At 43.0% G+C, this 14407-nt stretch carries 9 protein-coding genes; 2 read left to right on the forward strand and 7 right to left on the reverse strand.

The window, feature by feature from the left end:
- The first annotated feature begins 407 nt into the window (after positions 1-407).
- Positions 408-2114 carry a D-aminoacylase gene (locus tag IIC38_06515; GenBank protein ID MCH8125597.1) on the forward strand — a complete coding sequence of 569 codons (1707 nt, stop codon included), beginning with the start codon at positions 408-410 and terminating at the stop codon, positions 2112-2114.
- 87 nt (positions 2115-2201) lie between these two features.
- Here the strand turns inward: IIC38_06515 and IIC38_06520 are convergent, their stop codons facing one another.
- The 3 genes from IIC38_06520 to IIC38_06530 form a co-directional block, all read right to left on the reverse strand.
- A complete protein-coding gene (locus tag IIC38_06520) occupies positions 2202-4310 on the reverse strand; it encodes a TonB-dependent receptor (protein MCH8125598.1) in 2109 nt (702 codons plus the stop codon).
- A gap of 47 nt (positions 4311-4357) precedes the next feature.
- Positions 4358-5197 (reverse strand): hypothetical protein, encoded by an 840-nt coding sequence (locus IIC38_06525; GenBank protein MCH8125599.1) that lies wholly within the window; start codon positions 5195-5197, stop codon positions 4358-4360.
- Positions 5198-5324: 127 nt separating this feature from the next.
- Positions 5325-6986, reverse strand: a complete 1662-nt coding sequence (locus IIC38_06530) for a T9SS type A sorting domain-containing protein (GenBank protein MCH8125600.1) — start codon at positions 6984-6986, stop codon at positions 5325-5327.
- Positions 6987-7203: 217 nt separating this feature from the next.
- On the opposite strand from IIC38_06530, the gene IIC38_06535 reads away from it, so the two are divergent.
- Positions 7204-8463 (forward strand): Glu/Leu/Phe/Val dehydrogenase, encoded by a 1260-nt coding sequence (locus IIC38_06535; protein MCH8125601.1) that lies wholly within the window; start codon positions 7204-7206, stop codon positions 8461-8463.
- A gap of 516 nt (positions 8464-8979) precedes the next feature.
- On the opposite strand, the gene IIC38_06540 is transcribed toward IIC38_06535, so the two are convergent.
- The 4 genes from IIC38_06540 to IIC38_06555 all read right to left on the reverse strand — a co-directional run bounded on the left by IIC38_06540 (position 8980) and on the right by IIC38_06555 (position 13973).
- Positions 8980-10557, reverse strand: a complete 1578-nt coding sequence (locus IIC38_06540) for an NAD(P)/FAD-dependent oxidoreductase (GenBank protein ID MCH8125602.1) — start codon at positions 10555-10557, stop codon at positions 8980-8982.
- 31 nt (positions 10558-10588) lie between these two features.
- Positions 10589-12169 (reverse strand): NAD(P)/FAD-dependent oxidoreductase, encoded by a 1581-nt coding sequence (locus tag IIC38_06545; GenBank protein ID MCH8125603.1) that lies wholly within the window; start codon positions 12167-12169, stop codon positions 10589-10591.
- A gap of 4 nt (positions 12170-12173) precedes the next feature.
- The gene (locus IIC38_06550) at positions 12174-13364 is read right to left on the reverse strand and encodes an aminomethyl transferase family protein (protein MCH8125604.1); all 1191 of its coding nucleotides are present in this window, start codon (positions 13362-13364) and stop codon (positions 12174-12176) included.
- 162 nt (positions 13365-13526) lie between these two features.
- Positions 13527-13973 carry a CBS domain-containing protein gene (locus tag IIC38_06555; protein ID MCH8125605.1) on the reverse strand — a complete coding sequence of 149 codons (447 nt, stop codon included), beginning with the start codon at positions 13971-13973 and terminating at the stop codon, positions 13527-13529.
- Positions 13974-14407: the final 434 nt, after the last annotated feature.

Raw genomic sequence — 14407 nt, forward strand, 5'->3', positions numbered from 1 at the left:
ACAAGGAGGGGAAATTCCTCCCCTTGATAAGGGGAGGTTAGGAGGGGTAATTGAGATAAACAAATTACTACAGCTTATAGCTCCGTTTAAAAATACGTCACCTAATTTATGAAACAGACCACTAAGTGGAATGATTGCAAAATAACGTGTCAAATTCTGATCATAAAACCCAGGGACAAGCTTGAGCCGGAATCTAATCGTTTCAAGCAGGTAGATTCCCGCTAAACTTGTGCCGTACGTTTTTAACGGGTAAGCATGCGGGAATGACAGAATGGGTGCTTTTCGTTCAGACACTAATTAATGACAAAGTGACTTAGAATTCTTCTTCCATCGTTAATATTTTTTCATCCTATTCGCAGCCAAAGTGACATTGACTTTAGCTAATCATTTTATTTCTTTAAATTATAATGAATATTCAAAACAATACTTCCCGCCGTGAGTTTATCAAAAAATCCGGTATGGGTATTGGTGGTTTGACAATAGGATTTGGTTTTTTCCACATCGGGGGATGTAACTCAAAAAAAGAATTCGATACTATTATCAAAGACGCTTTTGTTTTTGATGGATTAGGGAATCCTTCGATCGAAATGGATATCGGCATCAAGAATGGCAAGATTTCGGCAATGGGACAATTGTCAGGACGAAGCGCTGCAACTCTTCTGTCTGCAAGCGGTTATGCCCTGGCTCCCGGGTTTATCGATATTCATTCTCATACGGATAACGAATTACTCATCGATCCCAAAGCTCAAAGCAAAATTCGGCAAGGCGTTACCACGGAAATGGTAGGTCAAGATGGCAGTTCAGTGGCGCCGTTAAAAGAGGAGGATCGGCAGAAACAACATGAAAGGTCCATATCTGATTATGGTGTTCCCATCACCTGGACCGATTTTAACGGCTTTTACAAGCAATTGCAGCAAGGCGGAACAGCAGTAAACTGGATGACAATGTTGGGCCAGGGTACCCTGCGTGGTTATGTCGTTGGTTTGAATGACAGACCCGCTACTGAAGATGAAGTTAAAGAGATGCGGCGGATCGCCCTGGAATGCATCGATCAGGGTATCTGGGGTATCTCATCCGGGTTGGAATACACACCAGGAAGCTTCGCTAACGCAGATGAAATCGCCCGGGTTTGTGCGGTGTTCAAAAAAAAGGCGCCTTTGTATGCCACACACATGCGCAACGAAGACGATGAAGTCGAAGAGGCTTTGCAGGAAGCCATAACCATTGCCAGGTCCGCCGGAACCGGATTGCAGGTCTCTCATCTAAAAGCACAGGGTCAGCGGAATTGGCATCGGGCAGACAAAATACTGCAGATGCTGGAAGATGCCCGAAATTCCGGCATGAGAATCGCAGCGGATCGCTACCCCTATGAAGCTTACAGCACAGGTTTATCTTCGTTGTTTCCGTTGTGGAGCAGGGAGGGCGGTACAAAAAAATTTCTCGAACGCTTGCAGGATGAGGAACAATTCAAAAAAATTCGGGTGGATATACAGAATAAAATCGACCGGCTTGGAAATTGGCAAGCGGTGATGATCAGCAGTGTGCAATTGGAAAAGAATCTTTGGATGCTGGGCAAACGCATGACCGAGATCGCGCAAAAGATGGGTGAAAACATCTTCGAATGCACGCGAGATTTAATAGTAGAAGAAGAAAATCGTGTTGGAATGTGTGGATTTGGCATGAGTGAAGAGAACACACAAAAGATCCTTAAACATCCTTTGGTTGCAATCGCTTCCGATGGCAGCGCCAGATCGATCGAAGGTCCTTTGAGCTCCGGACATCCACATCCGAGGAATTTTGGTGCTTTCCCGAGAATTCTCGGCAAATACGCACGCGACGAAAAGCTTTTCCCTCTTGAAGAAGCCATTCGTAAAATGACTTCGTTTCCCGCTTCAATGTTAGGAATAATAGATCGCGGTTTTCTGAAAGTAGGCGCCTTTGCTGATTTAGTCATTTTCGATCCGGACACTGTCGCAGACCAGGCGACATTCGAAAATCCTAAGCAATATCCAATCGGCATTCCTTATGTAATGGTGAATGGCGAGTTTGTGATTTTTGAGGGAGAGCATACAGGGAGGTTACCGGGGAGAGTGTTGGTGAAAAATAGAGTCTAAACTACTGATTCACCGGATTTTAAGATTACGCTGATTTTATTATTTGGGAATCAGAAAATAAAAGGCCTTTTTTTGATTATTTACATATCACAACTCAAGCTGAAATCCCAACCTCACATTCCGAATCGGTTCTAAAAAGCGCTCACGGGTTGTATAATTGTAGTTGAACAGGTTATGAATCCCGCCGGTAAAGCGAATGAAATCCCATTGATAATTCATTTTCATATTCCATAGACGCATGGGAACACGATCATCCAGGGGAAAGACCTGTACCCGGTCGGATCGACTCATGTATTGGTACTCGAGCTGAACATCGAAATTACCCCACTTAAATGAAGGGATGAACTTCAGGATTTTCCGCGGCCGATAGAATAAATATTTTCCTGTTGTCAAATCTTCATGGTCCATGATGGTTGCACTTGCATCTAAACCAATGTGGTTATTCCAAAATGACAGTTTACTGGATAGTTCTATACCTTGGATCCGCGGCCTGGCGATATTCAGAAACTGCACCGAGTTTGAGGTAATATCGATTGTTGGCTCGATCAAATCCCAATAATCATTTTGAAAAACTGCAATATCACCAACCCAAGTATTGGTTAGATGGAAGCGGCTGCCAAGTTCAAATGACCAGGCACGCTCTGACTTTAGTTCCGGGTTGGGGAGCAATTCGAAACCGGCATAACTCAGATTGAGAAAACGCTCAATAATGGCCGGTGGCCTGAATCCTTTACCAGCTGAAGCGCGCAACGACCAGTCGGGATTGACCAAATAATTAAGTCCAATCCTTGGTGAAAATGTTTTTTCGGCCGGACGATCGTCGAGTTGATAATAATCATAGCGGAAGCCTGAAGTAACAGTCAGTGCGGTGATTGGTATGAATTCGTGTTGAATGTAAGGTCCTATGGTGTAAGCTTCGTGTTTTCCGATATGGATGATATGTGCTTTATCCGCTTTGTATTCCAACCCCGCCGTAATCGTGTGGTTCTTCGACGGGATCCAAATTCCCGACCATTCCATTCCGGGTCCAATCGCCGGGAAGAATTCGTCCGGTTTGTCGAATTTATTACCCAGTAATAATTCATTCAGGGAAAATCGAATTTTGCTGGAGAGTTTTGCTGAGTGGGTATGTTGAAAGATTACATAAAACTGCCCCTGGTTAATTTTAGCCAGTTCTGTCGCGGCATCTTCATTTGGTGTCAATAAAACGTTTGCTTGATCTTTCCACATGATAAATTCACCGCGGCGATCACGCATTAGCGAACCATAAATTGTTAGATTGGAATTCGAATTAAATGCATAGTGGATTTTCGCCGAGCCGATCACACGATGGTGGTATCCGTTTTCTTTGTAGCCGGTATTTTCATCTCGCCTTAGTGAGACCTGCAAGCCAATTTTCCCGAATTGCTTCGAATAGCTGATATCCTGCCTGTTAAAGTGCCGGGTGCGGTCCGTCCATCGCCATTCTTTATGATAGGGATCATCATAAATTCCTGCCGACGTTTGAATGATTAGTTTTCCTTTTTGACTTGGTTTTTTCGTAATGATATTAATGACGCCGCCCAGGGCATTAGCGCCATAAAGAAACGATCCTGCGCCTTTAATCACTTCGATGTGATCAACATCGATTAAGGGAATTAAATCCCAATTGATTTCACCGGTATCGCTGGCGTTGATGGGAATGCCGTCTATCAGTGCCAGGATTCGGGTGCCGGCGCCATACATAAAACCGGATGAATTGCGAATATTGACCTGGTTGCCAATGAAGACGGTTCCAGGCACATAGGTTAACGCATCATTAATCGAGTAAATCGCTTTTTGTGCGATTTCCCTGGCTGTAATCACACCAACACTCACAGGTGCTAGAAGGAGATCCTGTTCCTTTTTGCTCGCGATGACAACCACCGGGTTCATTTCCAGGATATCTTCTTGTAATACAAATTCTACAGAAATGACCTGATCCTGTTCTACTTCAATGGCACTCTGTCCACTTTGAAAACCAATGAACGAAGCCTTCAAACTCCAGACGCCCGCAGGAACATTAAAAATCGTAAACAATCCTTTGCCATCTGTTGTCACTCCTAGTGTACTGTTTTCGATAAAAACATTCACTGAGGCTAATGGTTTTCCATCCTTATTGGAGATCACTTTACCCTGGATGGTACCTTGGGCAAAAGCAAAGGTGGTAGCCAGCATTAAAAAACAGCAAGAGAAAACGATTGTTTTTAGATTTAATTTTTCCATCAAAATTCTATGGTGTTAAAATTGATATTCATATCAATATTGCGAAGCGTATCTCCTTTGGCGACAGTAATTGTTCCAGGCAAATCCGGGGAACCCGGATCTGCATAAAAACCCAGGTAACGGAGGTCGGTGAACGGTTTATTCTTTGCTTTCCAAAATAACCCGATGTATTTATAAACACCGGCGCCAATGGGTAAATTGTAATTGTAAGATGAAACGAAAATCGGGATGCCAATTTTTGCTGATGAGACGCTTAGAAGCGAAAAAATGTTGTTTGGATTTGGCGGTTCTTTAAAGGCGCCTATTCCGGTAATTTCCGTCTCTTCAGGCCAGTCGCCTTCATAAAAAATCGTTCCTGTAACCAGGGCTTCCCGAATAACGAGTTTGAAATCAGCATAAAGATCGATTGGTTCAACGGTTGGCTTTTCCTTTGTCACTTCAATGGGAGTCGGCAGCAAATCCAAACCTTCACGGTAATAACCCAGGATATCGGAAAGATTCCAGGGAGCCGATTTACCCTTCCAAACAACGCCAAGAATATTGTATGTGCCAAATGGAACAACCAGCTCGTAATGGATGGTATCCCCTTCCCATTTGGGCAAGGGACCGGTTGTTATTAATTCCGTAAATTCAGTCGGTGGAAAAGATTTGGCCACAGCAACTCGAATTTCATCGGTTTTGTTGAGCACATCGTTAGTACGGTTTTGAAATATGATCTTGCCTTTGATCCTCCCTTGTAAGGGATTTAGGCCGTGATCGACACTGCACTGAATATTTAGCACAAAGGACACGAAGAGGAAAATAAAAATTGAAAAATAGGTTTTCCGGGATTGTGTCAATTTATCTCCTTCGTGTTAATAACGGGATTTCGGTTTAGATTTTGAAAAAGAAACTCTCGTTATAAGTAAACAGTTCCTGATAAGCTTTATCAAATTCAAAAAATGGTTTTAGATTTTGAAAGAAAACTCACCGCAAAAGGAGTATCTTTTGAGTCTGCCTGGAAGATTGTCCCTGGGCCACAATCCAATATAAACCTGTTGGAAGACTAATTTCAGTGAGTTGCCGAAGATCCCAATCTATTTGGTGCTTGCCGATAGAAAGAGACTTGGATTCCTTTTGTGCGATGATCTGTCCTAAGGCATTCACCAATGATAGAGTTATTTCATCTCTTTCGATCAAACTGAATTGCAGCGTTAGCGCGGTGCTGTCCCGCAATAAATAAGGATTGGGGTAGACCTTCAATAAAAAAAACCGAACCGGAATAGGCTCATTTGTTACATCGGTTGTTTGGGTTTCATAAACGGTTTGTGTAAGCTGAAGTGGATTTTGTTCCCAGGCAAAAAGTTGCTCAGCTTGCATTCTGGTTTGATTTGCGGGCAGAAAATATGAAGTTGAAAATAAATCGAATGAACCAGAAGTAATAGACCCCCGAGCCATAAAACCTGCATCTCCATAAGAAACGCCATCCCCGCTATCATCAGTTTCGTCAGCACTGCCGCCATTTTTATCATCGTGGTAATAGAGAAGCTGTTCATCACCTAAAGCAGGAACAAAGATATTCGTAAAAATGCTACCCGGATTACCGGTTGCCATATTCCAGTTAAATCCAGGCACAGAAAGAGATAAATCAACGTTACTATCCACATTGCCGTCAATGGTTAATGTATTGGATGCATTCAAAAAAGTCATACCGGTAGCATGGATATTATGATCGAATGAAACGCGGATTGAATTTAACTGTCCGTTTAAATCGGATAAAATACTGAAATCCAGGTTTTCTAATTTGATCACCATTGAATAGGGGAAAAATTGCATTCTGAATCCAAAAATCCCTGGCAAGGGAATATTGCCAAATCCTCCTAATGGGATTTGCAATGTGATGAAAAGATCGCGAATGACGCGAACCGGTCCGTCCAAATACCTGGGATTTTCGAAACCTGAACTATCAAATTTCACAATCCCGGATTCCTCATCAAGATTAATGGGAATATTTCCAAACCCAGCAAGATTGACTTGGCCGGCGATATGTATTTTAAGTCGATCCAGAAAATCCAGGTTGTCTCCGCCATTATCCTGGGTGATCTGCAAATCCTCAGGCAAGCCGTTGTCTTGGTTGAATCCCATTTCAAAAAACCGTGAGACGATTCTGTCATTGGTCTGGTCAGGCGATACGAAATCCTGGATTGAGAGTGAAAGGGGATCCAATACTAAAACTAAATATATCACCCCTTTTTCTTCATTACTATTTGTTAATGGATCTTCCATCTCGATTTTATAACGTCCGGCTATCGTCGTATTATTTAAATTTGGCCAGCTGGAATCCGGCGCTTCATCCGCTAAATCTTTTGCTAAAAAAACCAATTCATCCGGCTCCGAGAGAATACCTGAATGAAACCCAAAATAAGATCCGTCTGTGATTTGATCAATTTGAAACGGAATACCATGCCAACTGTTTGAAGCGCTTTTGTAATTCATTAGTACCAGGTTGTCAATGGGTATCCCGATCATTTCAACAAAATGGTTTCCGGTTAGAATTACCGGTTGGTATTTGCGTTCAAGGCCGAAAACTGAACTAGCCAAAAGAGCGCTGCAGAAAAACGAAAGAGACCTTAAAAGCAATCTACCCACCAGGGTTCTCCAATCAATACTCATTAGTTTTTTGAAAATTGAACTTAAAAAAAAGTATCATGAATTCAGCCTTAAATCCAATAATTCAAAGGTATAATATATTATAATTACAACACAAATCGTAGTATGTTGAATTTTCTTGAACCTGGGTTCAAAGGATATAGATTCATTATGTAGTCAATAAAAAGTAGGGTCTCTTTACGAAAGGATAAAGAAAATGTCAAGTGGAGAAACTTTAAATCCCTTTGCAATTGCTCAAAAACAACTAGATGAAGCAGCAGAAAGATTGGGGTTGGACAAGGGCACGCAAGAATTTTTACGATGGCCGATGAGAGAATTCAAAGTAACATTGCCGGTAAGGATGGATGATGGCACTGTTAAGGTATTTCATGGATATAGGGTACAATATAACAATTCAAGAGGACCAACGAAAGGTGGTTTACGCTGGCATCCTGACGAGACGATTGATACGGTTCGTGCACTCGCTGCGTGGATGACCTGGAAAACAGCCGTTGTGGATATTCCTCTTGGCGGCGCTAAAGGCGGAGTGACTTGTAATCCTAAAGAAATGTCGGAAACGGAAAAAGAAAAACTTGCCAGGGCTTACATTCGCCAGGTTGGCCGGATCCTAGGCGTTACCAAAGACGTTCCGGCGCCGGATGTATATACCACACCTCAGATCATGGCATGGATGATGGATGAGTATGAAACCATCGAAAAAGAGAATCACCCTGGTGTGATTACCGGCAAACCGATTTCGGTGGGCGGCTCCCAGGGCCGTATGGATGCAACTGCTCGCGGCGGAGTATATATCGTTAGAGAAGCCAGTAAGATTAAAGGTATCGATCCGGCAAAGGCGAAATACGCTGTTCAAGGTTTTGGCAATGCCGGTCAATTTGCCGCAACACTGCATAAAGAAATTCTTGGCGGCGGGAAATTGGTCGCGGTTTCGGATTCAACCGGCGGTGTCTTTAATCCCGAGGGCTTCGATCCTCAGGAAATGGTTGACTATAAGTTAAACAATGGCAAAGTATCCGGATTCCCAGGTTCCGAGCCTATTTCAAATGATGACCTCCTTGAGTTGAATGTCGATATTCTCTATCCAGCGGCACTGGAAAACGTAATCACTTCTGCAAACGCGGAACGCATTAAAGCAAAAATTACTTGCGAACTTGCAAATGGACCAACAACCCCGGAAGCGGATGAAATTCTCTTTAAAAATGACGTATTTGTCTTGCCTGATTTACTAGCAAACGCTGGCGGTGTTACTGTTTCTTATTTTGAGCAGGTTCAAAACAGCTATAATTTTTATTGGGAACTGGAAGACATCCACAAGATGTTGGATACCAAAATAACCAAAGCCTTTAATGCTGTATACGACATGTATAAAAAGCACAAAGTCAATATGCGAGTTGCCGCTTATATGGTTGCTGTTTCAAGGGTAGCTGAAGCTTGCAAGGTGAGAGGGTGGGTTTAGTAAACGTGAGACGGCAAACGGCAAACGGCAAACGGCAAACGGCAAACGTGAAAAATATAAATATTAAATCCAAAGAAAAATGTGGAAGTTCATTAAATGTCTGAACCATGATTAACCTGATCTATTCATAAATTTTTGTCACTTATTTATAAAACTGTCATTCCCGTCCCGCCTGCTGGGCGGGATTATCGGGAATCTTGTTACATTTCTTTATTGAGTTAAACAGACTGCTCGAGGAGGAGTTGTACTCCGCCGCGAAATAGGAATTAACGAATTCATTAAATGGAAACTTTTCAAAAGGAGGATCCTGAATAGCGATTTAATGAAGCTTAAACTTTGCATATCGTTTAGTTATCGCGTATCGAAAAGATGCTCGACTCCCAAAATATCCAAATGCAGCTATCTATTTATAAAAGCTGTTTCTCCGATTCACCCCATCTCCCTTTCACCGTTTCTGTTTCTTCACGTTTTGATGTTTCACCCTTCAACTCTATCTCAGGATGATACATCCTTTAGTTATTTATCCTTAAGAACTTCCCTGGCAGCGTTAAACCCGGGAATTCCAGTAACGCCACCACCGGGATGAGTCCCGGATCCGCATAAGTAAAGGTTTTTTATCGGGGTGCGGTATTGGCCGAAACCGGCAACCGGCCGCATAAAGAGCAGTTGATCCAGTCCCATTTGACCGTGGTAAATACTGCCTTCCGTTAAGCCGTACTCAGTTTCCAAATCTAGCGGAGTGATCATTTGTTTGTGTAAAATGATGTCTTTTAATTTGGGGGCATATTCGGAGATGACTTCGATGATTCTGTCGGTGAGTTTATCGCCCATTTCAGCCCAATTGGTTTCCCTGAGATTATAAGGCGCATACTGCATCGTGATGGACATAATATGTTTACTCTCCGGAGCCAGGGATGAATCCAATACAGTTGGAATTACAATATCTAAAACCGGGTTGTGGGAAAAACTTCCGTACTTGGCATCATCGTAACCTTTTTCCAGGTATTCCAGACTGGGATTTAACAAGATATGTCCACGAAGATATTCCGGGTTGTCCTCCATCCCTTTGAATTGGGGTAAGTCATTCAGGGCAAGATTTAGTTTTGCGGTTGAACCGCGAAAACGGATATTGCGAACTTTTCTGACAAACTGCGGGCCAAAATTCGGCGCCCCAACCAAATTTATGAAGGTTCGATAGGGATCTGCACTCGAAACTATTTTTTTCGACCGAACTTCGATTCCATCCGATAGAACGATTCCATGCGCCTGACTATCATCCGTTAAGATAACCTCAACCTCTGCGTCGGTTCGTATTTCCACTCCATACGATTCGGCAGCTTTAGCCAGCGCCGAGGATAATATCCCGATACCGCCGCGAACGAATTTGTTGGGCTGCAGGCAGCCATTTTGTGTTTGCAGCCAGTGATACAACATCATAAAAGAAGTGCCGGATGCCTGTGGTCCTTGCATGCTTCCTTTTACTGCGGAACTGGCAAGCGCTCCCTTTAGTGCATCGCTTTCGAACCATTCATCCAGAAACTGCTGCGCCGTCATGGGAAGAACGCGCAGGAATTCCATCATTTCAGATTTTCCCAGGCGTTTTAAGCGCAGAGAAGTTTTTAGCCACGGCAGCAGTTCCGTAAAGCTACTATTGACTACATCCGGAGGCGTCATGAAATTGATACCATTTAGAATCCGGGTAAATTTTGAAATGAGTTCGATGAATCCCGGGAATTTCTCAGCATCCTTTTTGGAAAAATTAGCGATTTCGGTGAGGCTCCTTTCGATCTCATGCCAGAGTACCAGGTGTGCGCCATTTTTTTGTAAAGAGATCAAATTGATGGGTGTTTCAATAAACTCAAATCCAAAGCGCTTTAAATCTAAATCCTCAATGATTTTAGGGTGAAACAAACCGGCATCGACAGCGCCGGTATTTACTTTAAACCCTGGCCAAACCTCCTCTGTTGCTGCAGAGCCGCCTAAAGTATAACGTCGTTCCACGACCAGCACTTTTTGTCCCGCTTTTGCCAGGGTGGCCGCAGCTACCAGGCCATTGTGTCCGCCGCCGATTATAATTACATCATAATTACTCATTAACTAGTCTGCACTAAATTCACAAGGTATCCTATTTCATATCCTTCAAGATGATTTCCGCTGCAAGCTTGCCCGGCGCCCCGGTAATACCACCGCCTGGGTGCGTTCCGGAACCGCACTGGTAATAATTTTTTATGGGTGTTTTATACTGGGCCAATCCATGAGCAGGACGTAAGAAAAAAAGCTGGGACAGTGAAAGTTCACCGGCAAATATGTTTCCCTGGGACAGCCCAATAATTTGCTCGATATCCCAGGGTGTTATTACCTGGCGATGTAAGATGATTTTTCTTAAATTGGGCATATATTCGGAAAGTGTATTCACAACGGCATCGCCAAAATCTTCTCTTTTTTCTTGCCAGGTTCCTTCGGCAAGTTGGTAGGGTGCATATTGAACGAAGCAAGACATCACATGTTTTCCAGGAGGCGCCATACCGGGATCGATCATCGAGGGAATGATTATGTCGATATAAGGCTTCTTCGAAAAATTGCCGTATTTTGCATCGTCGTAAGCGCGTTCAAGATAATCGACACTTGGACTGATGGAGATGGCTCCTTTGAGGTGCAAGCCGTTTCCCGGCATACAGGATAAATCAGGCAAAGCATCCAGCGCCAAATTGACCTTTCCTGATGAACCGCGGTATGTAAATTTTCGGATTGAAGCAGCCATGTCGTCCGGTAAATAGGAGGAGTCGATCAATTTCAAGAATGTCCGGTTTGGATCGAGACTGGATACAACTACACCCGCAGAAAATTCGTCGCCATTTCTTAAAATGACACCTTTTGCATTTCCGCTTTTAATAACGACTTCGGCTACCTCTGCTTCGGTATGAATTTCCACCCCGAACGCTTGAGCAGAGCTTGCAATGGCCTCCGCGATACTACCCGTACCACCTTTTGCAAAACCCCACGCCCTGAAATTGCCATCGATCTCGCCCATGTAGTGATGGAGAAGCACATAAGCGGTTCCGGGCGATCTAGGCCCAAGGAATGTTCCAATAATTCCACTTGCCGCCATTGTAGCGATCAACGCATCGGTTTCGAACCATTCTTCCAGGAAATCCGCAGAGCTCATGGTCATTAATTTAACAAGTGTGTAAAAATGTTCTTCGCTTAGATTCAGAAAATGTTTGCCGAAACGAAGTAAGCCCATTAAATCAACTGGTTTTAGCGACGTCGGATCCGGTGGTGTAATTCCTAAAATAAATTTAACTGCTTTAGCCATAAAATACATGGCACGACTGTAATCATCATAAGCTTCGGCGTCCCGCTTTGAAAATCGTGCAATATCCCGCATGGTGCGAAAATGATCGGCATCTCGATAGATATAGTCGCCATTGGGCAGAGGCGTTAGCGTGCTTTCCAGGGGTAGAATTGTCAATCCATGTTCCGGAAGTTTTAAATCCCGGATAATCTCCGGCCGCATCAAACTCACCACATAGGAGAAGACGCTGAATTTAAATCCGGGATAGATTTCTTCCGTGACGGTTGCACCCCCAACCAAATGCCGCTTTTCCAAGACTAATACTTTCTTCCCGGCCCGCGCCAGGTAAGCTGCATTCACCAGGCCATTGTGACCGCCACCAATGATAATGGCATCGTATTTCTTCTTCAATTGTCTAAGCTTTTTTCCGTGGTGGATCAAAAAACGGTGTCTTAACAATCGTAGCCGTCGTTAGCTTCCGGTGAAATTCGATCGTAATTTCCATTTCGACCTGGGAACCCGGGATAGCATATTTACTTTCAATGGATCCCATAGCGATATATTTTTTTAATAATGGAGAAAAAGTACTGCTGGTCATTTGACCGATTTGCTTGCCATTTTTAAATACCGGGAGCGGATCACGGGAAGCCCTGCCGGCAACCAGGGGCGGAAGATCGGCCTCGGCATAAAGCTGTTCTAATTTTTCCCAATGAATTTCTAGACCGACAAAACTCCATCCCGAACCCTGTTTGCTTTCTTTCACAAGAGGCGTTTTCCCGATAAAATCTTTCTTTTTCAATTTCACGGTCCAGCCAAGTCCCAATTCAAATGGCGAGGATTTGCGAAATTCGGTCAATGCTTTCATGCTTGAGATATAATCGACTTCGATCAATAAAAGTCCGGCTTCAATCCTGACAATATCCAGTGCAACCATACCAGCCGGGAATATGCCATAGTCTGCGCCTTTGTCCATCAAAATATCCCACATTTCTTCAGCGTACTTGGGAGAAACCCACAATTCATAACCAAGGTCGCCGGTATAACCTGTTCTGGATATAGTAACCGGAAAATTATCGAAGTTTACCTGGGTGAGATGAAAAAACTTCAGTCCATCCAAATCCACATTTTTAACAATCTGTTTTAAAATTTCTCTTGAGTTCGGACCTTGCAGGGCCAACGCGGCCAGCTCCTCCGTTACATCATTAACCTGTATATCCATGCCAAATCCACAGTCTTCAAACCATCTCAAACTAGGATCTGCAGATGTAATTCGGAAATGATTTTCGGCTAACCGGGAAACGGTGCCGTCGTCGATGACTTTGCCTTCTTCGTCGCACCATGGGGTGTACATGACCTGCCCGATTTTGCATTTTATTGCATTTCGTGTAATAATTCGATCCACGAGTCTGGCAGCATCCGATCCGGTGATTTCATATTTAAATAATGGTGAAACATCAATCAGGCCTGCAGCATTTCGGATGGCAAAATATTCCCGGTCATGGGTGGGTTCATAGGCGCTTACTGCAATATAGCCCGACCAATTGCGCCATTCATGTGTTTTGCAAAGCGGAGAAGTCCGGGAGTGAAACGGGGAAGGTACTGGCATATCTGTATTCTAAAGCAACTATTCTGAGTCCATATTAAAAAACCACTTCAATTATTCTAGGCTGCATTGATATCTTCGTATCGCATTTTCACAGAAATTGTGCAGCTGATTGACGTTAATAAAACGTAGATTAAATGTCAAGCTTAGAGAAGTTAAAAACGGCTAGGCAGGATATTTTCCCATTATGTAATCTTTTAAATACCGGTTTTCATTATTTACATGGGTTAATACGGCTTTAACAAGATCGCCGATCGAGATGATCCCTTTAATCTCTTCTCCAACCATGATTGGAATGTGACGGATTTTATTGCTGGTCATAATTCCCATTAAGTATTCCACATCATCTTCCGGAAGGCCAATAATTAAATCCGTAGTCATCGCAGATTCTACTTTGGTGTTTTTTATCTGGTCACTCCGCCGTGAGCTTTCTTTTAAAATATCCCGTTCCGTAAAAATCCCAACAAGCTTATCGTCATCATCCACAACCAGCAAAGCGCCAATATTGTGAGTGACCAACTTCTTAATGGCTTCATGAATAGTTTCCGAAGAATGAATTGAAATTATATCTGAGCTTTTTCCCGCGAGAAGATCTAATGCTTTAGTTTTCATGATGCTCTCCTACATTGGTTTGAACATCCGATTATGACTATAGAAAGGGAACTTAATGTAATACATCCAAAAAACTTTAGCAATGGAAAACGAATAACAATGGAATTTTTTTTGGTTAGACAGGATACGTGTGATGAATAAGATTATTCTAACCCACCTGAATTGGGCTGTATGAAAACAATTTTAGCCACGGATTTACACTGATTGACACGGATAAAATCCGTTTAGAATAAAAAAATAAAAATCATACCATTCAATTTGAAATTGGTGGAAATGTTTTAAGTTCAAATAGTGAAATTTAAAGCTCCCTTTATTAAAACTTGTGCGCCTACTGGCGTATCCGTGTTTTATCCGCGCGAATCCGTGGCTAAATTATTGTTTTTATTTAAAAGCCGTATTTGTTTGTTGATCTGTGTGTATTATCTTGGCCAACC

The organism is candidate division KSB1 bacterium, assembly GCA_022566355.1.
Classification (GTDB): Bacteria; Zhuqueibacterota; JdFR-76; order JdFR-76; family DREG01; genus JADFJB01.